This is a genomic window from Ignavibacteriota bacterium (assembly GCA_016708125.1).
Classification (GTDB): domain Bacteria; phylum Bacteroidota; class Ignavibacteria; order Ignavibacteriales; family Melioribacteraceae.
This window is the reverse complement of sequence record JADJGF010000001.1, coordinates 3,566,087-3,589,496: the sequence shown is the minus strand read 5'-3', so window position 1 is coordinate 3,589,496 and position 23,410 is coordinate 3,566,087. Positions and strand designations below refer to the sequence as shown.

The 23,410-nt window shown below is 28.4% G+C and carries 22 protein-coding genes and 1 tRNA gene; 6 read left to right on the top strand and 17 right to left on the bottom strand.

All coding sequences use genetic code 11. The features are described 5' to 3' along the window. Window positions 1–7 precede the first annotated feature (7 nt). The 16 genes from IPH62_15535 to IPH62_15460 all read right to left on the bottom strand — a co-directional run bounded on the left by IPH62_15535 (window position 8) and on the right by IPH62_15460 (window position 18,175). The gene (locus tag IPH62_15535; protein ID MBK7106685.1) at window positions 8–712 is read right to left on the bottom strand and encodes an rRNA pseudouridine synthase; all 705 of its coding nucleotides are present in this window, start codon (window positions 710–712) and stop codon (window positions 8–10) included. After that, window positions 693–1,346, bottom strand: coding sequence for an SMC-Scp complex subunit ScpB (scpB, locus tag IPH62_15530; protein MBK7106684.1), 654 nt, complete (start codon window positions 1,344–1,346; stop codon window positions 693–695). Before scpB ends, IPH62_15535 begins: the two co-directional genes overlap by 20 nt. After that, complete coding sequence (locus tag IPH62_15525; GenBank protein ID MBK7106683.1) at window positions 1,339–2,058, bottom strand: segregation/condensation protein A; 720 nt, start codon at window positions 2,056–2,058, stop codon at window positions 1,339–1,341. Before IPH62_15525 ends, scpB begins: the two co-directional genes overlap by 8 nt. 3 nt (window positions 2,059–2,061) lie before the next feature. Further along, the gene (gene trpS / locus IPH62_15520) at window positions 2,062–3,054 is read right to left on the bottom strand and encodes a tryptophan--tRNA ligase (GenBank protein ID MBK7106682.1); all 993 of its coding nucleotides are present in this window, start codon (window positions 3,052–3,054) and stop codon (window positions 2,062–2,064) included. A gap of 134 nt (window positions 3,055–3,188) precedes the next feature. Next, window positions 3,189–4,793, bottom strand: a complete 1,605-nt coding sequence (locus IPH62_15515; protein ID MBK7106681.1) for a cellulase family glycosylhydrolase — start codon at window positions 4,791–4,793, stop codon at window positions 3,189–3,191. After that, window positions 4,790–6,736 (bottom strand): cellulase family glycosylhydrolase, encoded by a 1,947-nt coding sequence (locus IPH62_15510; GenBank protein MBK7106680.1) that lies wholly within the window; start codon window positions 6,734–6,736, stop codon window positions 4,790–4,792. Before IPH62_15510 ends, IPH62_15515 begins: the two co-directional genes overlap by 4 nt. Before the next feature lie 14 nt (window positions 6,737–6,750). After that, window positions 6,751–7,293 carry an HNH endonuclease gene (locus IPH62_15505; protein ID MBK7106679.1) on the bottom strand — a complete coding sequence of 181 codons (543 nt, stop codon included), beginning with the start codon at window positions 7,291–7,293 and terminating at the stop codon, window positions 6,751–6,753. A gap of 14 nt (window positions 7,294–7,307) precedes the next feature. Beyond that, window positions 7,308–8,378: a tRNA 2-thiouridine(34) synthase MnmA gene (mnmA, locus tag IPH62_15500; GenBank protein ID MBK7106678.1), complete on the bottom strand. Its 1,071-nt coding sequence runs from the start codon at window positions 8,376–8,378 to the stop codon at window positions 7,308–7,310. 129 nt (window positions 8,379–8,507) lie between these two features. Continuing rightward, window positions 8,508–9,272 (bottom strand): hypothetical protein, encoded by a 765-nt coding sequence (locus IPH62_15495; GenBank protein MBK7106677.1) that lies wholly within the window; start codon window positions 9,270–9,272, stop codon window positions 8,508–8,510. A 182-nt stretch (window positions 9,273–9,454) separates the two neighbouring features. Further along, entirely contained in the window at window positions 9,455–10,393 is a 939-nt protein-coding gene (ftsY, locus tag IPH62_15490; GenBank protein ID MBK7106676.1) for a signal recognition particle-docking protein FtsY, read from the bottom strand. Next, window positions 10,380–10,955 (bottom strand): CDP-alcohol phosphatidyltransferase family protein, encoded by a 576-nt coding sequence (locus IPH62_15485; protein MBK7106675.1) that lies wholly within the window; start codon window positions 10,953–10,955, stop codon window positions 10,380–10,382. The genes ftsY and IPH62_15485 overlap by 14 nt, the downstream gene beginning before the upstream one ends. 4 nt (window positions 10,956–10,959) lie before the next feature. Next, window positions 10,960–14,934, bottom strand: coding sequence for a S8 family serine peptidase (locus IPH62_15480; protein ID MBK7106674.1), 3,975 nt, complete (start codon window positions 14,932–14,934; stop codon window positions 10,960–10,962). Window positions 14,935–15,142: 208 nt separating this feature from the next. Next, window positions 15,143–16,615, bottom strand: a complete 1,473-nt coding sequence (locus IPH62_15475; protein ID MBK7106673.1) for an amidophosphoribosyltransferase — start codon at window positions 16,613–16,615, stop codon at window positions 15,143–15,145. Window positions 16,616–16,662: 47 nt separating this feature from the next. Next, a tRNA-Pro gene (locus IPH62_15470) sits at window positions 16,663–16,736 on the bottom strand. 114 nt (window positions 16,737–16,850) lie between these two features. Continuing rightward, on the bottom strand, window positions 16,851–17,825 hold the full coding sequence (locus IPH62_15465) for a tyrosine-type recombinase/integrase (protein MBK7106672.1): 975 nt from the start codon (window positions 17,823–17,825) through the stop codon (window positions 16,851–16,853). A 68-nt stretch (window positions 17,826–17,893) separates the two neighbouring features. After that, window positions 17,894–18,175: a hypothetical protein gene (locus tag IPH62_15460; GenBank protein ID MBK7106671.1), complete on the bottom strand. Its 282-nt coding sequence runs from the start codon at window positions 18,173–18,175 to the stop codon at window positions 17,894–17,896. 263 nt (window positions 18,176–18,438) lie between these two features. Between IPH62_15460 and IPH62_15455 the strand changes: the two genes are divergently transcribed. From IPH62_15455 to IPH62_15430, 6 genes are all read left to right on the top strand, one after another. Continuing rightward, window positions 18,439–18,756 (top strand): hypothetical protein, encoded by a 318-nt coding sequence (locus IPH62_15455; protein MBK7106670.1) that lies wholly within the window; start codon window positions 18,439–18,441, stop codon window positions 18,754–18,756. A 126-nt stretch (window positions 18,757–18,882) separates the two neighbouring features. Then, window positions 18,883–19,257, top strand: coding sequence for a hypothetical protein (locus IPH62_15450; protein MBK7106669.1), 375 nt, complete (start codon window positions 18,883–18,885; stop codon window positions 19,255–19,257). Between the two features lie 13 nt (window positions 19,258–19,270). After that, entirely contained in the window at window positions 19,271–19,627 is a 357-nt protein-coding gene (locus IPH62_15445) for a hypothetical protein (GenBank protein ID MBK7106668.1), read from the top strand. Next, window positions 19,627–19,953 (top strand): hypothetical protein, encoded by a 327-nt coding sequence (locus IPH62_15440; GenBank protein ID MBK7106667.1) that lies wholly within the window; start codon window positions 19,627–19,629, stop codon window positions 19,951–19,953. The genes IPH62_15445 and IPH62_15440 overlap by 1 nt, the downstream gene beginning before the upstream one ends. Continuing rightward, window positions 19,901–20,671 (top strand): hypothetical protein, encoded by a 771-nt coding sequence (locus tag IPH62_15435; protein ID MBK7106666.1) that lies wholly within the window; start codon window positions 19,901–19,903, stop codon window positions 20,669–20,671. The genes IPH62_15440 and IPH62_15435 overlap by 53 nt, the downstream gene beginning before the upstream one ends. 224 nt (window positions 20,672–20,895) lie before the next feature. Then, window positions 20,896–21,354, top strand: coding sequence for a hypothetical protein (locus tag IPH62_15430; protein MBK7106665.1), 459 nt, complete (start codon window positions 20,896–20,898; stop codon window positions 21,352–21,354). An 813-nt stretch (window positions 21,355–22,167) separates the two neighbouring features. Here IPH62_15430 and IPH62_15425 read toward each other — a convergent pair. Continuing rightward, window positions 22,168–23,379 carry a DUF2130 domain-containing protein gene (locus IPH62_15425; protein ID MBK7106664.1) on the bottom strand — a complete coding sequence of 404 codons (1,212 nt, stop codon included), beginning with the start codon at window positions 23,377–23,379 and terminating at the stop codon, window positions 22,168–22,170. Window positions 23,380–23,410: the final 31 nt, after the last annotated feature.

Genomic DNA, 23,410 nt, shown 5'->3' with positions numbered 1-23,410 from the left:
TCAATATTTATTTACTAATTAAAAAATTTATTTCTTTTTCTGTAAGGATTCTGCTTTCACCTCTTTGCAGATTTTTCAAGGTAAGTTTTCCGAATCTAATTCTGGTTAAATCTTTTACATTATATTCAAAATGATCAAACATTTTTTTTACAAAATGATTTCGTCCTTCAACAGTAACAACTCTAACAATTGAAAAATTATTATCTTTTGGAAAAGAAATTTTTACGAATTTACTTTTTCTGTAATCAATAAAAATTCCCTTTAGCAAATCTTCTCTGTGTTCTTTTAATAAAGGTTTATCAAGTTTAACTTCGTATTCTCTTTCAATTCCATTTTTGGGATGTGTAATAAAATTAGAAAAATCTCCGTCGTTTGTTAGAATTAAAAGTCCAGTCGTATTAAAATCTAATCTTCCAACCGGGAAAATTTTTTCTCTGGTTTTAATTAAATCAACAACTGTAGCTCTGTTTTTTTCATCATCTGTTGAAGTAATTACGCCTTTAGGTTTATTAAGTAAAAAATAAACTTTTCGCTGGGCTTTACTTTTTTCACCATCAATCGAAACTTCATCTTGCTCTGTATCAATTTTGGTCCCAAGTTCAAAAACAATTTTACCATTTACTTTTACTCTACCTTCTTGAATTAGCAAATCAGATTTTCTCCGGGATGCAATTCCACATTCCGATAAATATTTATTCAATCGTGTTATCATTTCCACTCGAGTCTATTATTTCTTGTTCTAAATTTTCTTCAATTTCATTCATCATAATTTTTCTTTTTTGTTCAATAAAATCAGCATCTTTAACAATTTCTTCAATTTCTCTCGGCTTAGGCAAATCTGAAATTCTGTTTAAACCAAAATATTTCAGAAATTCATCTGTAGTTGCATACAACAAAGGTCTTCCCATTGAATCGGCTCTACCTTTAATTGTAATGAGATTTTTTTCCAAAAGCGTATTAATAATATAATCAGAATTTACACCGCGAATTGTTTCAATTTCCGGTTTTGTAATTGGCTGTTTATAAGCAACAATTGCCAAAGTTTCAAGTGCTGCTTGACTTAATCTACGTTTACTTTTTTCTGTTGATAGAAATCCAACATATTTTGCATATTCCGGTTTAGTTGCAAATACAAATCCATCCGCAATTTTTAGAATTCTATAAGATGATTCTTCATTATTATATTTTTCATTTAACTCATTTACGGAATTTTCAACATCGGAAATATTTATCTCAATATCATCACCGTCAATTTCCTTAATTGCTTTAATAATTTCTTGCGATGGAATTGGATCATCCGAAGCAAAAATTAGAGATTCAATAATAGATTTATAAATGTTATCCATTGCTCAATGCGTAAATTTCAAAATCATTAAATTTTGGTGATTCATTCAAACCTATTTTTCCCATTTTTACTAATTCAAGTAAAGCAATAAATGTAACAACAATTCTAATTTTCTCATTCATTTCTTTTACCAAAGCAATAAAATGTACTTTACCAAATTCTTTTACTTTAGATAAAATAAAATCTATTTGTTCATCAATTGTAACATTTAATTTTTTTACTTCGTGCAGAAAAGGCTTAGGTTTTTCCATTAAGGCTGATTGAAACGCTTTTATCAAATCATAAATTGTAACATTCTTAAGCAAAGTTTCTATTTCGCCTTGATGTTCAACTTCATCATTTTTAAAATTTCCACGATATGAAACTTTTCTATGATTAGCTTCAAGAAAAGAAAATTCATCGCTCATTTCTTTATATCTTTTATACTCAATGAGTGCATTTACCAAATCCATGCGCGGATCAATTTCTTCTCCTTTGGCATCAATTTCTTTTGGAAGAAGCATTCTAACCTTAATCTGCATAAGCGTTGCAGCCATTAACAAAAAATCGCCGGCAATTTCCAAATCCAACTTTTCTAATAATCCTAAATATTCAATAAATTCCTTTGTAATTCTTGAAATTGGAATATCATAAATATCCAGTTCGTCTCTTCGGATAAAAAACAAAAGAAGATCAAGCGGACCTTCAAAAGTATTTAATTTTATTTTGTACAATTGTTATCCCAAATGCATTGCAGATCTAACTTCTTGCATTGTTTCTTGTGCAACTTTTCTTGCTCTCGTTTCCCCATCAAAAATTATTTCTTCAACTTTTGAAATATTATTTTCAAACATTTTTCTTTTTTCAAGAATCGGTTCTAAAAATAAATTCATCTTTGATGCGCAATTTAATTTACAATCTACACAGCCTAAAGTTCCGCTTCTGCATCCGGCTTCAATTTCATTAATTTCTGTTTCATTAAATTTTTTATGATAACTAAAAACTAAACAAATATCGGGATTTCCGGGATCATTTTTTCTTAATTTCTGCGGATCGGTTTTTGCTTTTTTCAATTTATTAATTACTTCTTGCGGTTCATCAGAAAGTAGAATTGTGTTGCCAAGAGATTTGCTCATTTTTGCTTCACCATCCAAACCAACCAATCTAGAAAATTTTGTTAGCAACGGTTTTGGTTCTCTAAAAACATAACCATATTGATTATTAAATTTTCGCGCAATTTCTCTTGTGATTTCAACATTAGGAACTTGATCTTCACCAACCGGAACAGCTTCCCCTTTATACAATAATATATCTGCGGATTGCAAAACCGGATAACCTAAATGACCAAACACAATATTTTCAATATTTAAATCTCTAACTTGATCTTTCAAAGTTGGATTTCGCTCAAGTCTGGCTTTTGTAATTAACATTGAAAAAATTAAAAATAATTCTGTGTGCTCTTTAATTTGTGATTGACGAAAAAACGGTGCTTTTTCGGGATCAAGTCCAACGGCAAGCCAATCAATTACCATATCAATTGTATTTTGATAAATTTGATCCGTTTCAAGTTGAGTAGTTAAAACATGCAAATCAGCAATTAAGTGAAAACTAAAATATTCGTTTTGAAGTATTACCCAATTTTCTAACGCACCAACATAATGTCCAAGATGTAATTTACCGGTAGGACGCATTCCGCTTAAAATTCTTCTTTTTGTATTTACCAATTCCATAACGAGTTAATTTTGTAATAATTTTAAAATCAGTATCAAAATTACAAAAATTGTTTGATAAATTTTTATAAAATTGACTTGAGTTAATTATAGGTTTTTTGAACGATTAAGATTAGGATTAAGAAAGATTTATATTAATTACAAATTGAAATTTCAATTTCATCCAAAAGAATAGTTTTGCCAATTAATGATTCTTGTTCTGCAACAATTTCAAATTTATCGATTTCACTCCAATCAAATTTATTTTCCGGATTGTACCATTTCCCATTTTCATAACAACCAGTTTCGTAAAAATCATTTAATGGTATTTCAAACTTTTGCCAAGAATTTGAATTAACAGATTCTATAGAATAATTTTTTCTCCATGCATGATCTGAAGAATTAATTTTTGAATCAACAAATCTCAAATCAATTCTTGTATTTGCATGACTAAATTTCATTGAAAATTTTACAACAGCATTTTCGTTTGCTTGATTTTGTAAATTTTTATCAGGTGAAAAATCAAAAGTAATTGTTGAATATTTTTCAGCATTTTCCCATTTTAATGAAAATTCTCCTTCAGTTTTATCTTCATTTGCAAAAGTAATATTTTTCAAATTCGTTGATTTTATTGGCTGAACTTCATTTTCACAAAAATCTGAAAATATTTTAATAGAACATTTATCCAAAATTTGATTTACATAATTTATTGGCTTATAATTCAATAATTCTAAAAGTTCCAAATTTATTTCTTGGTCTGAATTGAACATTCCAAAATCACTGTTGAAATCCCAAACCGTCCAAGGTATTTCATTTTTTGTAAAATTTTCTGAAACTAATTTATGCCAAAAATTCCTATCATTTTTATTAACATTAAAATTTAAAACACCGAATTCACCGCAAAATAATTTTACATTATTTTTCTTTTTAAATGCAGAAATTTTATCAATCATTTCATTCAAATAATTTTCCGTTCCTTCAATTTTATATCTTTTAAATAAACTTTGAATCCAAGTTTTGGAGAAAGAATTATCTAAGTACATTTTTTTTTCGTTATACGGGAATGGAATATTTTTAACTTTCTCCATTGATGGATTTATCCAGCTTGCACCTTGATGCGTAAACAAAAAAGGTTCATAAAAATGAAAAGTGTAAATAATATTTTTATCATTATAGATTGTTAAAGAATCCAAATCTTTATAACTATTGAAATTAGCTGCGCCAATAATTACTGAATGTGTGGTATCAATTTTCCTAGTTTCATTTAAAACATTTTGTTGAATTTTATTCCACTTAAAATTTGAAATTCCGTGCGGTTCATTTAAGATTTCGTAATGAATTAAATGTGAACGATTTTTAAAATGATTGCTTAGTTCTTTCCAAATCGGAATTAAAATTTTATCATAATTTTCATTAGTTATATCTTTCCTAAAAGGATGATTATCGATAATAATATTTATTTTTAATTCTTCAGCCCAATCGCAGACTTTATCGAGAAGAAATAAAAGATAATCATCAACTTTATAATTATTTTTTACATCAACCATTGCCTGAAAATTGATGGGAATTCTTATTACATTACAGCCAATTGATTTTAAGTAAATAAAATCATCTTTGGTGAATTTTGTAAAATTAATTTCATAAATATTTTGTGTTTGAAACCAATTTGTAAGATTTACACCTTTTGTAAATTGGGTTTGACCATTATAAATATTGTACACAAAAAGAAATATAAAAACGAATAAAAATATTTTTCTCACTTTATCAGCATCATTTTTTTAATGTCAGAAAAAGTTCCAGCTTGAATTTTATAAAAGTAAACTCCGCTTGATAATTTGTTTCCGTCAAATTGTATTTCATAATTTCCGGGAATTTGTTTTTCGTTAACTAAGGTTTTAACTTCGCTGCCCAAAATATCATAAATGATTAAATGTACATTAGGAATTTCATTTTTCACATTTTTCGGAATTGAATATTTAATTGTTGTAATTGGATTAAAAGGATTCGGATAATTTTGCGAAAGTGAAAATTCGGAATAGATTTTATTTTCTTTAATGCCGACTGGATTATCAGAAATGTAAATATTATCAAACCAAAATTCTTTGCCAAGTAAATTTGCATCTTCTGCAACAATATCAAAATTATCAACTTGCGACCAATCAAATGCGCCGATTGGATTATACCATTGATTATTATCCCAAGAGCCGTGTTCAACAAAATTTGAAAATGGAATTGCTAAATCATGCCAAGTATTATTCCATGGCCCGCTGTTACTTTCGGTTACTGTGTATCTTCTCCTCCAAGGATGATCATTTTTGTCATCGGTTTTTGTATCAATAAATCTCAAATCAAATTTTCCCCCTGGAGAATTGCCTTTTACACTTATATGCAAATAGTAATTGTTTTGAGCTAAGTATGATAAATCTTTGTTTGGTACAAAATTAAAATTTATAAATTCATATTGATTTGCATTTGCCCAATAGAACGAAAATTTTCCTTCACGCGAATCTGAATCTACATAATAATTCAATTCGCCGGTTGTATGATAAAAATAAGGAGTAATATTTCCTCCGATTTTGTCTTTATAAAAATCGAAGCCGTTTGAATCGGGCTGAATAACTAAATCTTCTTGCACAACTTCATTAAATCCAAGCGCTTTTATCAAAGGAATATTTAAATCATAATTAAAAAGTTCATCAGTTCCCTTCTCGAATAAACCAAATCCATTTTGGTAATCCCAGCTTGTCCAAGTGATATCTTTTCCTTCTAAATATTCTCTAACAATTCTGTACCACTCAACTCTTTCATTAGTATCAGCATTTGAAATAAAAACACCAAACTCCCCGCAGAAAACCGGAACATTTCTATTCTTCTGAAAATTTGCAGCAATATCTATAAGACTTTTAACTTTAGCCTCAGTTCCGTCAGTCTTATAACTATTGTATGATGTTTCAACCCAAGTACCATCAAATGATGTTGGCATCACGGGCATTTCTGCGGCTGAATATGGAAATGGTACATTTGCTAAACCAACCATTGATGGACTTGTCCAGCTGGCACCTTGGTGAGTAAATAAAAACGGGTCATAAAAGTGAAAAGTATAAATTAAATTTGTATCCGAATATTGTGGCAGATAATTTAATTCATTGTATGAATTCCAGCTTGTTCCTCCAACAATTATAGTATGAACTGAATCAATTTCTCTAATTGCGTTTATAACATTTTGTTGAGTTGAATTCCAAATAGTTCTGGAAATTCCGTTTGGCTCATTTAATATTTCGTAAAAAATTAATTTTGATCTATTTTTATAATGTTCTGCCATTTGCTGCCAAACCGGAATCAAGACTTCTCCAACATTTGGATTCGTGCTAACAGCCGGATCAAATGAATGATTATCTAAAATTAGATTAATATTTATTTCTTCAGCCCAAGTTACAACACTATCAAGAAATTGAACGAAAATTGGATCTAAATAATAGTTGGGTGCTCCGTCAGTCATGAAGTGTAAATTAATTGGAAGTCTGATTACATCACAACCAAGTGATTTAATATTTCTAAAATCTTGTTTTGTATATTTCCCAAAATGAATTAATGTTGCTTTTTCTTCTTGGAACCATCCAGTTAAATTTATGCCTTTTGTAAAAGGAGTTTGAGCAAAGATTTGACTAACAACAACTATATAAAGAATAAGAAATTTCTTCAAAATTATTTTCCTAATTATTGAAATAAATATGGTTTCCAATTTTCATCAATTCTGCTTATGGAATTTAAAATAAACATTATATGATTTGGTTTGTGTGGGATAACTCTTAATTTCATTTCGGCTTCATCGGGAGTTCTATCACCTTTTCTGTTATTACAAGGAAGACATGCAGTTACCAAATTTTCCCAAGTTTCTTTTCCGCCTTTTGATTTTGGAATTACATGATCAACTGTAAATGCTAAATCTCCTCTTCCGCAATATGCACATTTGTGATTGTCTCTTCTCAAAATATTTTTTCTTGTAAGATTAATATTACTATGGGGAATTTTAATATATGTTTTCAATCTAATTACGCTTGGCCATGGCAATGATGTTGAAACAGATCTTACCAATAATTTGGGATTTTCTCTAATCAATTCGGCTTTTCTTAAATAAACCAAAACAACTGCTTTCTTTGCAGAGCATAATGTAAGCGGTTCATAACTTTGATTTAGTAATAGTACTCGTGCATTTAATACACCGTTATTTGAGTATGTGTGTTCGAAATTGCCTCCAATCAGATTTAAACTCTTTATTCTTTTGAAATAATTCCACCGGCTAATAAATATCCTTGTTCATCATAAATTGCTAAAGATTGACCGGGAGTAATTGCTCTTTTAGGTTCCAAAAATTCTAAAGTAATTTTATCTGAATTTGCTTCAACAACTTTTGCTAACGAACCTTTATCTGAATATCTAATTTTTGCAATTACAGTATTTCCAATTTCCAATTTATCAACACTTACATAATTTATTTGATCTGCAATTACATTTGTACTAAATAAATCTTCGGAATTTCCTAATTCAACAATATTATTTTCTTTATTTATTGATTTAACATAAACCGGTTTTCCTAAAGCAATTCCAAGACCTTTTCTTTGTCCAACTGTATAAAAAGGAATTCCTTTGTGATTTCCAACTTTTTCGCCTTCAAAAATTAAATCACCTTTTTCAACTTTTTCAATTTCATCCGGAATTCGTTCACGCAAAAATCTTTCATAATTGTTATCTGCAACAAAACATATTTCTTGACTATCCGGTTTATTTGCAGTTTTGATTCCTAATTCTTCCGCTATTTTACGAACTTCCGTTTTTGTTAAATCACTTAAAGGAAATAATGTTCTACTTAAACTTTTTTGCGTTAAACCCCAAAGTGCGTAAGTCTGATCTTTGTTTGTATCATTTCCAAGTTTTAGACAATAACGATTTGAAATATAATTAAATTCAACTTTTGCATAATGTCCAGTTGCAACATAATAAGCATCTAAGGAATCTGCTTTAGATAAAAGTTCTTCCCATTTAATTTTTCTGTTGCAAATTACACATGGATTTGGAGTTCTTCCATTTAAATATTCGTCAACAAAATCTGTAATTACATTTTCCTCAAAAGCTTTAGTAAAATCAACTGTATAATGCGGAAATCCAAATTTTGTGGCAATACTTTTTGCATCAAAAATTGCATCTAAGGAACAGCAGCCGGATTCATGTTTTGGTGCTCCGCCGACTTCCATAAATCCCCAAGTTTTCATCGTAATTCCAATTACATCAAAACCTTGATTCTTTAATAAAGCCGCCGCAACAGATGAATCAACTCCGCCGCTCATAGCAACTATAACTCTATTTTTATTCAAAATTAATCTTTCTAAAATTTAGGAAATAATTTAGGTAATTGGCAGAAAAGAATCTATATAATTAGCTATCGCTGAGATTGATTAGGAAATGCAAAAATATGTTTATTCTTCTATAAAAATTTTTTCATCAACATTTTTGACAAAAATTAACAAATCTGTTTTATTTGGAATTTCAATTGCAGGATAAAATATTTCATCATTTTTATCATAAAATCCGATTCTTAAATTTATGTAACCGGATTTTTCCAATTCAATTTCTGATACAAAATTATAAGTACTATCTTGAAATAAAGTATTTTCATCATCATTAAAAATTTGAATATATTCGTAATCATTCGAGCTGAAAATTTGAATTCCAAATTGAGAAAAGTAAGAATCGGTTTTAGGTTTTATGCTGAAATTTAATTCATAAATATCTGTTAATTTTTCATCGTTATCATTCTTTACCGAATAAATATAACTTATTTCTGCGTCAATTAATCTTAACGGAAAATTTGGATATACTTCATCAATTGTTAATTTTTTAATTTCCGGAGTTTCAACAATAATTGTTTCAACCGGAATTTCTATAACTTCTTCAAAATAAACGGGTTTTGGTTTTATTTTTGGATATTTGGGTCTAACTGGTTTAGAAATTTTTGGTTCTTCTATTTTGGGATTTTCTTTTTTCCGTTTTGGAAAATTATCATTTTTTAATTCGTCGTTTCTTGTTCTTCCAGCTTGTTTATCATTTTTGTTAATATTTCTTTTTTCAGTTTGTTTTCTTTCTTTTACTCTATCGTTTAAGTTTCTGGTTTGAGAATATTGAACACTTGAAGCAAGAATTACAATTACGAAAATGAATGGAATAAGATTTGCGGTTTTCATAAGGTCAGCTCAATATTTTAATTAAGAAATTCCAATATTGTGCCAAATTTATAATGTAAAAACTTAATTTAATTTATTTTTGTGTATATTTTAGTGTAAAATACATGTATGATTAATTGTACACTTTAACGAAAAAGTTAGTTTTTATTGTAAAATCAATTTTTAAAAAATAAGAATGGATTTCACCCAAAAATTGCGTTCACAAACTCTTTTGCATCAAAAGTTTGAAGATCTTCAATTCCCTCTCCAACTCCAATATATTTTACGGGAATATTTTGTTCGGCAGTTATTTGAAAAATTATTCCGCCTTTTGCGGTTCCATCAAGTTTGGTTACAATAAGCCCGGTTAATTCTGTTGATTTTGCAAATTCTTGCGCTTGTGTTAAACCATTTTGACCGGTATTTCCATCAATTACCAAAAATGTATCATTTGGTGCAAAGTCTAAAACTTTATTTAAAACACGTTTAATTTTTTTTAATTCTTCCATTAAATTTGTTTTTGTGTGCAGTCTTCCGGCTGTATCAATTATTACAATATCTGCATTACTTTTCTTTGCAGAAGTTAAAGTATCAAATGCAACTGAAGAAGGATCAGAACCATGCTCCCGCTGAATTATTTCAACACCAGCTCTATTTGCCCAAATTTCTAATTGTTCATTTGCCGCAGCTCTAAAAGTATCTGCAGAACCAATAACGACTTTCAATCCCGCTTTTTTATAATTATGTGCAAGTTTTCCAATTGTTGTTGTTTTGCCAGCACCGTTTACTCCAACAATTAAAATAACGTATGGTTTAAATTTTTCAATAAGATCATATTCTGTAACTTTAGAACTTTTTTCTTCAAGCAGTAAAATCAATTCATTTTTAAGAATTTCAATAATTTTTTCTTCGGATCTTTCTTTTTCATTCTTTAAAGTTCTTCGTGTAGATTCAATAATTCTTTCGGCGGTTTCCATTCCAATATCGCTTGATATTAAAATTTCTTCAAGTTCATCTAAAACTTCATCATCAATTTTTGCTTTTCCGCTAATTGTTTCCGAAATACTATTAAATATTTTTTCTCTGGTTTTGGTTAATCCGTCTTTAAGTTTTCCAAAATTTAGATTTTTAAACAACTTCATTTTTAACCTTTTTAATTTCTTTATATCCCCTCAATGCATAAAAAATTACTGAGAGAAAACTTAAAATAATTGATAAATTATAGAAAATTTGATGAGAAATATGCGAAGAATTATATCCCAGCGTAACAATTATAATATAAATTCCGATTGATAAAACCGTTGCTTTTCCTAAATAATTGGAAGGTAAAACAAAACCGATTTTCTTACTCACAAAAATTCCGCCGGTAAAGATAATCAAATCCCGTAAAACAATTAACCAAAAGTAAAATTCTGAAATGATATTAAAGTAGAAAAGAAAAAGCACAATCATAATTACTAGAATTTTATCTGCAAGAGGATCAATTATTTTACCAAGCTCCGAAATTTCATTGAATTTTCGTGCAAAATATCCATCAAGAATATCGGTTAAATATGCAAATAAATAAAGTGTAACTAAAATAATTCGTGCTCCCGTAATTTCATTTATATTATTGATGAAATAAAAAATTGGGATTGCGAGAAGTAATCTTACAAAACTTATATAATTCGAAATTGTGTGAATTTTATTTAATTGGATTTTCATAATTTTAACGAATTACAGCAAATTTGCCTAGTTTTTCTTGAGTATTTTCACCTTCAAAATCTTTAGAAATTACTTTAAAAATATATATTCCCGAAGAAATTTTGATATTATTATCTTCAATTAAATTCCATGAAATTCCACCGTTTCCGTCATTTTCAACTAATTTTTTAACAAATTTACCATCTAGTGAATAAATTAGAATTTCTGCAAATTGAGTTAAATTCGCAAACGTCATTTCCTCAACTTCACTCAAATTTACCGGATTTGGATATACGAAAATTTCATCAAGATTTGCTGAATTAGAAGTTAAAATAATTTGACTTCCCGAATTTTCTTTAATCGGTAAAAATCCGCTTTCTTTTGATGAGAAAATATCTTTAATTGATAATATATATTCTCTTCCAATTGAACCAAATGGTTTTTCTGCAAATATAAAAATTGAGTTTTTTGTATTTTCTTCAAATTGAATTTGCACAATATTATTCTGAGGTGATAAAGTATAATTGTTTAAATTTAATGAAGTTAACGTATCTAAATTAAGATTAAAAATAATATTTAATTTATGATTATCGATAATTTTATAATTTTGAATAAATAATTCTTCCTTTATTAAGTTTTCCAAATTTACTGAAAAATTTATTGTTGAATCTTGAAAAGGTGTATTATAAATATCTCTAATATTTGTAAAATTTAAAAGATAATCACCGTTTTGAAGTTCGGAATTTGTAATTAGCAATAGACTTTTTTCAGAACTTAAAGTGAAAGAATTTGGATTTTCATTTTCTATAAAAATGTTACTTAATTTTATTGAATTTTTATCAATTGGTAATGTGAAAAATACTTCCAAAGAATTTTTATTTTTTAATTCAACAGAGGCAAATTTTCCGGGAGCATGCGAATAAATTGAAATAATTTTACTTTTACTTGAAATTAAATTTTCGGAATTATTTTTAAAATCAATAGCATAGAAATAAGTTTCATTTGGATTTACGGAATCAATATAAAAATTATTAGTTGTAGAATCGTGCAATTGAATATTTTCAAAATTGCTACCTTTGTAAATTCGTGTCATTGAACTATTATTTTGCCATACAAAATAATTTTTGGTGGAATCAATACTATAATAATCTGTAATATTTGGAGAGTTTAAATTTGTAATTAAATTTAGTTCAAAAAAATTAATTAAATCGTTTTGCGGAATACCAATTTCTTTAATTCCATTTTCATCAATATCATCAACAAAAATTGATTGTGTGTTAACATTAGTTTTATAGTAAATCATTTTGTGATTTTCAGAATCAAATTCAAAAATATATAAATTTGGATTCTGTGAAATTATAATTTCATCTTTTTCATCACCGGTTATTTCTGCAAATCTTAATGAAGAATATGATTTATCAAAACTGCTTGTAAAATTTTCTTCAGTTTTAATTAACACTTTTTGAAAAATAGTTTCAAACTTATTTTCAATATAAGTAAAAACCGAAATATTACTTATTGGAATATCAAAATTATTATCCTCATAATTTGTTAAAACAGCAATATCTAAAATTCCATCGCCATTAAAATCACCTTTTGCAATTTGGCTTTCGGATTCGTAATTCGAAAATGTTTCAAGAATTAAATCATTTTTATAATTTCCATTATTTTCAATTTCATAAAAAAGTAATCTTCCGAAATTATCCGATGTTACAATTTCATTTTTTGAGTCATTATCAAAATCACCAAATATTATTTGATTATTTCTAAAAATGGAATTGGGAATATTACTTTCTTCAATATTAAAAATGTTTAAATCAGTTTCTTTTATTAAACTAAAATCATTTTGAACTTCCCAAATTGTGATTGTTTTCTCATCGCTAAAAACAATAATTTCAGTTTTAGAATCCAAATCAATATCTTCTGCTAAAGCCGGCCAAAATGTTTGCGATGTATCTTTGAAAATATTTTGAAATTCATAATTCTCAATGCTGGTTAGGGTTTCAATAAAACCACTTTTTACATAGAGACTTAAAATATCAGTTTTTTCATCGTTATTAAAATTGCCAACTGAAATCGGAATTCTATTTTTTAAGGAATTAATTTTTGTGATTTGTGAATTATTAAATTTATAAATACTTAAATCTGAAGAAGTTGAATTTTCATTTACGAATAAAAAATTATTATCCAATCCGGTTAATTTTATTTTATTTGGGAAAATCCTTCCGCTTGGAATTGAATAATTTTTAACATCATAATTTCGAATAATTTTTTTAATAGAATTTTCCGATGTAAAATAATTTTCACCATCTTTTAAAATAGTTTGAAGACCGGATTGATTTGTTATAACAAAAAAGAATTCCAAGTTTAAATCAGCTTGTATTTCATTAATAGGAATAAACCCAAAATGATTCCGTGAAGTAGTTTTTATATCAGAATTAAATTCATCTAAATAAATTGAATTAAATTCCTCAGAGCTATTTTTTTTTCTATAAAATATTTGTGCAGTACATTTATCATCAGTTTGAATTGATGTTTGAATTGTTTCTTCATCGTTTAACAATGCCGATGAAAAATAGTAGGAAAGAATTTGAGGTTTTGTTCTGTCAACCGTAAAACTTGAACGTTCTTCAAATATTTTATTATCAATTGTGTTAACTAAAAATCGAATTGTATAAGTTGTGTCTAAAAGATTTGTTAAATCAAAATTATATACATTTTCATTTAAAGTTTGATATTGATTATTTGGAATATTTATTTCAATCCAGTTAGTTGGATTATACCCAATACCATATTGCAAATTATACGATTTAAAACTTGGTGAAATACAAGAAATGTTTATTTTAATGTTTTCATTAGAAGTATTAAATTCATTTGCTGGAAAATTTATTTTTATTTCAGAAGGTAATAATAATTTTAATGCTTTTTCTAAATCTAGATTTCCGGCACCATATTTCTCATCCCATCCAGCTTCGCCTAAATCCTTACAAGTGGTTTTAATAACTTGTTTAATTTCTTCATTGTTAAAATGATTGTACGATAGAATAATTGAAATTGCTGCACTTACGAATGGAGCCGATGCAGAAGTGCCGCTAATACTTTTATATGTATTATTTAAATTTGTTGTTATAATTTGTGATCCCGGAGCTACTAAATCAATAGTTGATCCATAATTAGAAAAACTTGCTAAAGTTTCATTACTTTGAATTGCTCCGACACTTAACACATTTGAAAAACTTGAAGGATAATGCGGAAGATTTGACCCGGAATTACCCGAACTGCCCACCAATATTACTCCATTTGAATAAGCGTAATCAATTACATCTTTTAACACTTGAGAAAATTCCGAATCTCCCCAACTCATATTAATTACTTTAGCACCCATTGATACTGCATAAATAATTGCTGATGCAGCATCATCTTCCTCACCATTTCCGTTTTTATCGAATGCACGCAAATTCATAATTTGAATTTTTGGAATAACTCCGGCTATTCCTATTGAATTATGTTCAGCTCCAATAATTCCCGCAACATTTGTCCCATGACCATTTTCATCCATTGGATTATTATCCCAATCTGTGAAATCATCATTTATTTCAGCGGCATAAATATTTATTTTATTTACAAAATCCCAACCGGAAAAATCATCCACAAAACCATTTTCGTCATCATCAATCCCATTTGCAGCTTTATCATTTCCGTTTATATCAATACCTAACTCACCTTGATTTCTGAAAATTTGATTTTTCAAATCCGGGTGAAGATTATCTATTCCAGTATCTATTATTGCTAAAATTATTTTTTCTGAATTTTGTGGAATGTAAGACCATGCGTTTTCCGCATTGATGTTTTGTAATCCCCATTGTTCTGCATATAACGAATCGTTAGGAATTGAATCAATTATATAAGTAGAAGCTTTTTGAATATATTCGACATATGGATCATCTTTAAATTTGGATAAAATATTTTCTTGTTCAGATGGAATTTCGAAAGTAAACATTCTTTCTAAAATTTTACTTTTAGTCCTAAATCTTTTGGAAATCGATTGGAAAATTTGAGCGTTATTTTTTTTAGCAGAATTTGAGATTAACTTATGAGAAAGATTTTGTTCACATTCATTTTGTGAAAGATGGTTTTTATATTTTACAAAATATTTAGATTGCGAAAATAAAAAATTGCTTATAAAAAAAAATATTATAAACGCAATTTTATATTTCATATGCTGACTTTTCGAAGTTTGTATTTACCGGTATTGGGTAATTACCCGAAAAGCATGCAGTACAAAAATTATCCGGAGTATGATCAACCATAGCTTCCAGCATTTGATCAAGAGTCATATAACTTAATGAATCGACACCAAGATAATTTTCAATTTCTTTTATATCGCCATTAAATTTATTAGCAATTAATTCTTCGGCAGATGGAAAATCCATTCCATAATAGCAAGGATGCAAAATCGGCGGAGAGGAAATTCTTACGTGAATTGAACGCGCTCCGGCTTCTCTAATTAATTTAATTAATTGCTTTGATGTTGTTCCGCGTACAATAGAATCATCTATTAGAACTACTTTTTTATCTTCAAGAACACCTTTAACCGTATTAAATTTTATTCTAACGCCTACTTCCCTTTTTCCTTGTCCAGGTAGAATAAAAGTTCTGCCAATATAATGACTTCTAATTAATCCAATTTCATGTTTTGATTTAATTCCCATTTTTTCTAATTGGGTTTGATAACCAATGGCAACTGTGTTTGAACTATCGGGTACACTTATAACAATCACTTTTTCTTCTGGATTATCGGGATAAACCGGATGATGGTTTGCTAAAACTTTACCAAGTTTTCTTCTAATTTTATCAACATTTGATCCAAAAATTCTGCTATCCGGTCTTGAAAAATAAATAAATTCAAATACACAATGTTTTTTCTCAATTTGTACAGTATTTATTCTGTAAGACTTTATATCATCTACACTTTTTAAATCTTTATCAATAATAATTAATTCTCCCGGTTCAACATCTCTTATATACTCAATTTTATTTATATCAAAAGCACATGTTTCAGATGCAATTACAAAAGAATCATTAATTTTACCAAGAACCAAAGGTCTAAATCCATTGGGATCACGCGCAGCAATTAGTTTATCGTCCGTCAAAATTACTATTGAATATGCTCCTTCCACTTTTCTCAATGCTTCAACAACTTGTTCAACTTGCGATTCAAGTTTACATCGAGCAATTAAATGCAAAATTACTTCGGTATCACTAGTTGTTTGGAAAATTGCGCCGTCATCAACTAATTCTTTTCTTATTTTATCTGAATTTGTTAATTGACCATTATGAGCAATTGCAAGATTTCCCATTCTATAATTAACAGTAAATGGTTGGATATTTTTTTCGGATTCTGATGCTCCCGTGGTAGAATATCTATTATGTCCAATTGCGGCAAATCCAGGTAGTTTTGTTTCAAATACTTCTGAATTAGCAAAAACTTCCGAAACTAATCCAATGCCCTTGTGAATATTAAATTTAACTTTTCCGGATTCTGTATTTGAAGATGTAATAATCCCACTTGCTTCTTGACCACGATGTTGAAGCGAATGCAAACCATAATATGTATAAATAGCTGGATCTTGAACTCCAAATATTCCAAAAATACCACAATGACATTGAGGTTTATCAATTTTCAATTTTTCACTCGAATTAATTTCTTTAGGAATTGATGTAAGAGTCGGAACGGCGGGATTTGAACCCGCGACCCCTTGAACCCCATTCAAGTACGCTACCGGGCTGCGCTACGTTCCGAGTTCTTTTTTACTCTAAATTCACAATATTTATAATTTTTCTCTTACTCTATTTTATTATTTTTTTACAGTTTTCGACAGTTTAATAAAAAAATTGCAACAATATTGCAACATTCTAAAAATTAATCTTACTTCTTATTTCATCAAGTTCTATGTTGATATAATATTTATCTGTCGTTCTAATATCTTTGTGTCTCATAACTTTTTTCAATTCAAATGGCTTCAATATTCTTGCACATTTCGTTCCGTATGTTCTGCGGAAATCATGAAAGGTATAACCAAATTCAGTTAATTCCCTTCTTATTGCTTTTAACGATTGCCTGTTCTTATAGTCAAATATTTTATCATACTCCCTTGGAATTTCATTTAATATTTTTTCCGTTGTTTCAGATAAAATTATTTCTTCGTCTCTGTTCCCTTTCGTGTTCCTGATGATTATTGTTTTCTTGTTGTAATTAATATCATCCCATTTTACACTTAATAATTCACTTATTCGTAAACCGGTATTGAATAATAATTGCAAAAGATAATAATGTTTTTTGTTTCTGTTTTTAAAATGTTCAAAAATTTTCTCAAGCTCTGTATCACTTATTATCTTTACAACATTATCAACTTTTGCTTTCGGAATTATTACCGGATTACTCTTTATAAATCTATTTTTTACACAATAATCAAAAAATATTTTAATGTGTTTTAGGTAAGTAATTATTGTTTGTTCTTTCTTTTTCTCAGCTTGTAAGCTGCTGATTATTTTATCAATATCATTCTTACCTATATCATTCAAATATTTTTCATTATATCCACTTAGCTTCTTTAATGAATAATCGTAAATATCATAAGTGTTTTTTTTTTTCTTATTTTTTGTTTCTAAAAATCTATCAATCGCAGTTTTAACTTTTACTTTACCGATATAATAAATTTGAGTATTTTTTAGTTCATACTCTTTATTCTTTTTTATCTCATTCGCTATTTTGCGGTTTAATTTTGTATCTCTAAGTTTAAGACTTTCTTGTGCATGTACCCTTTTATCATCTTGGTATTCAAGCCATCCTAACCAGAGTATTCCACCTCTTGAATATATTGAAGCCATTTTATGCCTAAAATATAACTATAAAAACCATAACAATTGATCAAATTGAATTATTATTTTCAATTCTTCTAGGATATTTCATTAATTCGTTTCATTATTCTATTAACTTCTTTTTTCAGATTTTCTAATTCTTCAATATTAGATTTTCCAGTTAATAAATAATTTATATCAAATCCAAGTAGAGCTAACTTATATAATATTGTCGCTCTAGGTTCCCTTGGATTCTTTTTTGTGTAAACTCCAAGATTAGCTATCTCCGCCTTTTCCTCTACAATTTTAATATTCCCATACTTTTTTTTGGCTTCTATTTTTAATCGCTTGGAGAATTCATTTATATTGAATTCTTCCACATTACCCCCGTAATCTATAGCGTATTAAATATTTTACTTGAAAATATTTAGCGTATTAGCTATTTTTATTATTGATAATATTATTTATTACATTTTTCTACATTTTTATATACAAGGTAACACAATGATCAATAATAATCAATATTCTACAATACAGATTGATAAAAAAATTTATTTGCGCTTCAAACGATTCTGTAAGAAAAATAACTTTCAGATAAAATCTTTCGCTACTTCCATTATTATAAACGCTATTTCTGAAAAAAATGGAAAAGAACAGTAATTTATTACAAAGAATTGAAGCTTTGGAAATAAAAGTATTAGGGGGATTACTTAATTTTTCTGAAGCTTCAAATTATCTAAATGTCTCGCCATTCTGGTTAAAGTTTCTTATTGATAAGAATCTTATCAAATTAACTTTCATTCCCGGCTACACGAAACCTAAAATCTACAAAAAACACCTTGATGAATTTATCGAAGAAATGCACTCCAATAGAAATTTATACGTTAAAATTTTTATCACTGCAAATGAAATTTCATTAAAAAGATTTGCAACGTTCGAGGATAAATCAAATGATAATTGATATCGAATCTAATAAAAATTATTGCTTATACACTTTTCATAGAAGAACAAAGAAAGCTTATTCAATCGCTGATAAAAGATTCTCATTATTCAAATTTTTTATTTATTACATAAATGCGCTGCTAAAATGATAACTAAAGAAAAACTACTATTCGAACTCATCAATTATTCATCAATCGATAAACCTTTGGACGCTGCTTATTTCTTTAATAAGTTCAAATTACCCGGTGAAGGTTTATCTGATTATAGCCGCAGAATTGCAATTATTGTTAGAGAAATTCAAAACGATCAAATTTATTATTCATTGATTAACAACCCATTTTATTTGGTCTTTTCTTCCGGTAATGGTTACTACATCGCAAAAAATAGAGAAGATGCAGAAAAGGGACTCAACTTTTACTCAGAACGTGCCAAATCAATTCTTGCCTTAACCGGCAAAATTGATAAAATGATAAACTTAGCTTTCCCATTAGAAGATCCAAACCAATTAAAATTACTTTAACTATGGAGCTTAAATGAACGAAAAAAGGAAATTAGCATTTTATGAAATTGCAGATGGAACGCTTGCCTATGAAATGCAGAAAGCTTTTGAAAGTATTCAAAAATCTGCCGTTAATTCCGGCGTTGAAACTTCCGTAACTCTTGAAATTAATATTTTGCCAAGCCAAGATAATAAATTCGGCTCGGTTAAATATAAGATCAAAGAGAAACATCCGGGAATCAAATCAATTAAACTTACTACTCAATTAGATCAAAACGGCTTGATAATTTCTGATGGTTCATCGGTAATTGATATTCTACAAGAAGAACTCCAATTTCCTAAAGAACCGCTAATTAAAAATATTAAAGCAAAAATTAATTCGGTGGAATAATGGAAAACGAACCTAAAACTTTATTCCTAAATATTCCCGATGAAGTAAAAGGAATTTCTAATTTCCATGAAATTGACCAAGATGTTTTATGGACCTTCAATCAAATTTATCCGAACGATATAAAATATTTTCGACTCAATAACTTCTTTGATAATCTTGATTTTCGCGAATCGTTCCAAAAATATTTCAAAGAAAAATTTAGTATCAGCTTAACACCAATTAATTTTAACGAAATCTATCACATTTTAAACATGGTTCCTTATGCGAAAAAGAATGATAACACCGGATATTTGGTCGAACAGAAAATTCCTCAGATTAACGGATAAAGAAAAATTATTATACATCGGTTTATTTTCAACCGCTGATGATTACGGCAAACTTTGGTTTGATCTCTTAAGTATCAAAGCTTCTGTTTTCCCTTGTGATAATATTACTGAAACTGAATTATTTAATTCATTAAAAAAATTACATGATCTAAAACTTATTATTGCTGATGAAATTGTAATTAAAATTCATGGCTGGAAAAATCATCAATTTGTTCCAAAACCCGTTAATTCAACTATTCCGGAACCAAAACTTAATCATTTCAATCTACCTGCCGAAAGGCATGGTTTACCTACCGCTAGGTATGGCAGTACTACAACAGTAACGGCACAATCTAAAGAAAGTAACGTTACTGTACCAAGACAGTATCAAGACAGTAATGATACTGTATCAATAAAACTTGGTGAAAGTAACGATACCGTAACAGTAAATCTTGATGAATGTAATGATTCAGTAACGGTAAATCTTGGTGAAAGTATTGATACTGTATCACCACCGTTTAAAGAAAGAAAGAAAGAAATAAAGAAAGAAAGCGAACTGCTTTTATCCGATAAAGAACTTCTTTCAGAGGATACTAAGTCTTTATTGCTTAAACACGCAGCTTTATTCTCACATAAAGAATATAATGAAATTAACTCTTTAATCTTGGAAGGTAAAAACCTTTCAGCATCAACTAAAATTTATGAAAAACTTGAAAATATTAACACCGCCGCTAATTGAGCAATCAAAAGAGCGTTGTCAATTTTGTAAAAGTAATCTTACAAAAATCAGAAAAGCTAAAATTCTTTTCTCCTTTAGAATTCCTTTTACCTTAATTGATTTTTACTCAATAATCTACAGCAGAACTTTTAAGTTCTTTTGTAACAACTGTAATTATTATAAACCGCAGCAACAGTCTTTTTTTCATAAACATAAAAACTGATCGTGCATAAGGCAGACAAGTTATGATTAACGAACAATTATCAGAAAATTTTTTCTTAAAAGAATTTATCTACAGCTACACGGCAGAAAGATTAAATATCCCGAATATCCCTAACCAAGATCAGATATTCAATCTAAAAATGTTGTGTAAGCACGTTTTACAGCCTTTGCGTGAATATGTAAAATTTCCAATAATTATTACTTCTGGTTTTAGGTCCTATGATCTTAACAAAGAAGTTAAAGGAAGCCGAAATTCTGCACATCTTAAAGGATGCGCTGCTGATATTATAAGTATCAAATATTCTTCAAAAGAAATTTTTGATTCAATCAGAATCCTAAAACTCCCTTACGATGAATTAATACTTGAATTTTATCCGTCAGCTGACGGATGGGTTCACGTTTCTTATAATAACCGGAAAAGAAATATCACACTCATTGCAGAAAAAAATGAAGTTGGTCAAACACAATATAGGAAGGTCTAATTATGCAGAATCAAATAAAATTTATCCGTCAAACCGGAAGAGATAGTCACAGAAATCCAATCGGTTTTCCGTTAGCCAACGGATCATGTCATTGCAATACTTTGTTTCAATCCAGACTGTATGACGTTAAAATAAAATATACTAGCCTGTCTGCCGGCAGGCATGGTTCGTGCGGATGCACCCGTAAACGAAAAATAAAGAGGCTCTAATATGAAATTATATTTATTCTTTTCCCGATTCACCTTTCACTTTTTCCGTATCAACGTCTCCAAGTTTTTACTACTCACCTTTCACGCTTGCCTGCCGAAGCACATGTCTCAACGTTTTTACGTCTCAACGTTTTCACCTTTTTCTTTTCACTTTTCCGCATCTCAACGTTTCTACGTTTTCACGTTTCTCTTTTCACTTTTTCCTTCCTGCCAGCCCAGTGATCAAAAACCACAAGTAATTTTTGATACTGTTGATATCGTTAAAATAGATTCCTTCAAAGTAATTGAGTACGATACTCTTTTAACTTACTTGGTTGATACTGTAAACACTCTAGTAGATATCGATTCATCAGCATGGTTTTATTTTACTCAGAATTTTCACGATTCAATGGTTTATAAAACTTACGCCATTGTTTATTCGGATACAATTTTTAGAAATAAGAGATCTCCATTTGAAAACAATAAAACTAAATTCATTAAATGGAAGAATGTGATTTTTGAGATGTATGAATAAAACATTATTAATTTCACAATTACCTTAAGGGAAATAAATAAATTGTTGGGATGAGAGAATTAAATACTTTCTAACTCAACCAACATAAACTTATTTTGTCTTATCAGAAAGTTCTTCAAACTTTGCAGTCATAGTAGGATTTCCACTTGTCAATTTCTTTATAGTCAGATCTTCAGCCTTATTATTTGCCAATCTTAAATTATTTTCAGAAGATAATAATGCTTCTTTTGTTTTTTGCAGATGATCAATTGTTTTATCAATTTCTTCAATAGCCGTTTTAAATTTACGACTCGCTAATTCATAATTTCTTGCAAATCCTTCCTTAAAAGAATTAATACTCTCTTCAAAATTAGTAATATCAATATTTTGATTTCTGACCAAAGCTAATTCAGCTTTATACTTCAATGAATTCATTGCAGCATTTCTTAAAAGCGTAATAATTGGTATGAAAAATTGAGGTCGAATAACATACATTTTATCATATTTATGAGATACATCAACAATTCCTGAATTATATAATTCACTTTCAGCTTCCAATAATGTAACAAGAACTGCATACTCACAATTCTTTTCTGTACGATCTTTGTGCAACTCTTTAAAAAAATCTTCATTCCTTTTTTTAGTAGCAGTTTCATCTCCTTCATTCTTCATTTCAAACATAATTGAAATTATTTCATTTCCAGTTTCATCGGTTTCTCTAAAAATAAAATCACCTTTACTACCTGATTTTGAATTATTATCTTTTTCAAAATAGGCTTTCTGAAATGCTGTTGCTCGCAACTTATTGAATTCAGTTTCACAATGCTGCTCTAAAGTTTCACCAATCATTTTAGTTGAAAGTTTTAGCTTCATATCTTTGCGTAAAGCTATTTCGTCATCTTTCATCTTAATTATATCATCTTTTGTTTTAAGTTCAGCACTATATTTTTCATTTAATGATTTTTCAAGGAGCTGTTTTTCTGTTTCCTTATTTTTCAAATTGTTTGCTAATTCATCACGTTCTTTTTCGATTTTTTGAATTGCTTCAGTAACTGTAAGTTTCTTGTCAAGCTCAGCATTCTCAATTTTAAACTTCATTTCAGTTATCTCAGAATCTTTTTTAGCTAAATGTTCTTGAAACGAATTTTTTAGATTTGCTTCAGATAACTTAATGGCACTTTCTTTTTCTTTTTCCGCCAAGTCTAACCTATTTTTTATTTCTTCTTCAAATTGATGATCTCTAACTTGCTTTAAAATATCAGCAAATCCTGCCTCATCTACTTTAAATACTTTTTTACAATTTGGACAAATTATTTCCTTCATAATTTTCCCCATATTTTTTGATATTAAAACT

What these genes read in the sequence shown, in the direction of transcription:
- IPH62_15535 (MBK7106685.1), bottom strand. Translation starts at nt 712, where the DNA reads ATGATAACACGATTGAATAAATATTTATCGGAATGTGGAATTGCATCC.
- scpB (MBK7106684.1), bottom strand. Translation starts at nt 1,346, where the DNA reads ATGGATAACATTTATAAATCTATTATTGAATCTCTAATTTTTGCTTCG.
- trpS (MBK7106682.1), bottom strand. Translation starts at nt 3,054, where the DNA reads ATGGAATTGGTAAATACAAAAAGAAGAATTTTAAGCGGAATGCGTCCT.
- mnmA (MBK7106678.1), bottom strand. Translation starts at nt 8,378, where the DNA reads ATGAGCGGCGGAGTTGATTCATCTGTTGCGGCGGCTTTATTAAAGAAT.
- IPH62_15495 (MBK7106677.1), bottom strand. Translation starts at nt 9,272, where the DNA reads ATGAAAACCGCAAATCTTATTCCATTCATTTTCGTAATTGTAATTCTT.
- ftsY (MBK7106676.1), bottom strand. Translation starts at nt 10,393, where the DNA reads ATGAAGTTGTTTAAAAATCTAAATTTTGGAAAACTTAAAGACGGATTA.
- IPH62_15485 (MBK7106675.1), bottom strand. Translation starts at nt 10,955, where the DNA reads ATGAAAATCCAATTAAATAAAATTCACACAATTTCGAATTATATAAGT.
- IPH62_15480 (MBK7106674.1), bottom strand. Translation starts at nt 14,934, where the DNA reads ATGTTTACTTTCGAAATTCCATCTGAACAAGAAAATATTTTATCCAAA.
- IPH62_15465 (MBK7106672.1), bottom strand. Translation starts at nt 17,825, where the DNA reads ATGGCTTCAATATATTCAAGAGGTGGAATACTCTGGTTAGGATGGCTT.
- IPH62_15455 (MBK7106670.1), top strand. Translation starts at nt 18,439, where the DNA reads ATGGAAAAGAACAGTAATTTATTACAAAGAATTGAAGCTTTGGAAATA.
- IPH62_15450 (MBK7106669.1), top strand. Translation starts at nt 18,883, where the DNA reads ATGATAACTAAAGAAAAACTACTATTCGAACTCATCAATTATTCATCA.
- IPH62_15445 (MBK7106668.1), top strand. Translation starts at nt 19,271, where the DNA reads ATGAACGAAAAAAGGAAATTAGCATTTTATGAAATTGCAGATGGAACG.
- IPH62_15440 (MBK7106667.1), top strand. Translation starts at nt 19,627, where the DNA reads ATGGAAAACGAACCTAAAACTTTATTCCTAAATATTCCCGATGAAGTA.
- IPH62_15435 (MBK7106666.1), top strand. Translation starts at nt 19,901, where the DNA reads ATGATAACACCGGATATTTGGTCGAACAGAAAATTCCTCAGATTAACG.
- IPH62_15430 (MBK7106665.1), top strand. Translation starts at nt 20,896, where the DNA reads ATGATTAACGAACAATTATCAGAAAATTTTTTCTTAAAAGAATTTATC.
- IPH62_15425 (MBK7106664.1), bottom strand. Translation starts at nt 23,379, where the DNA reads ATGAAGGAAATAATTTGTCCAAATTGTAAAAAAGTATTTAAAGTAGAT.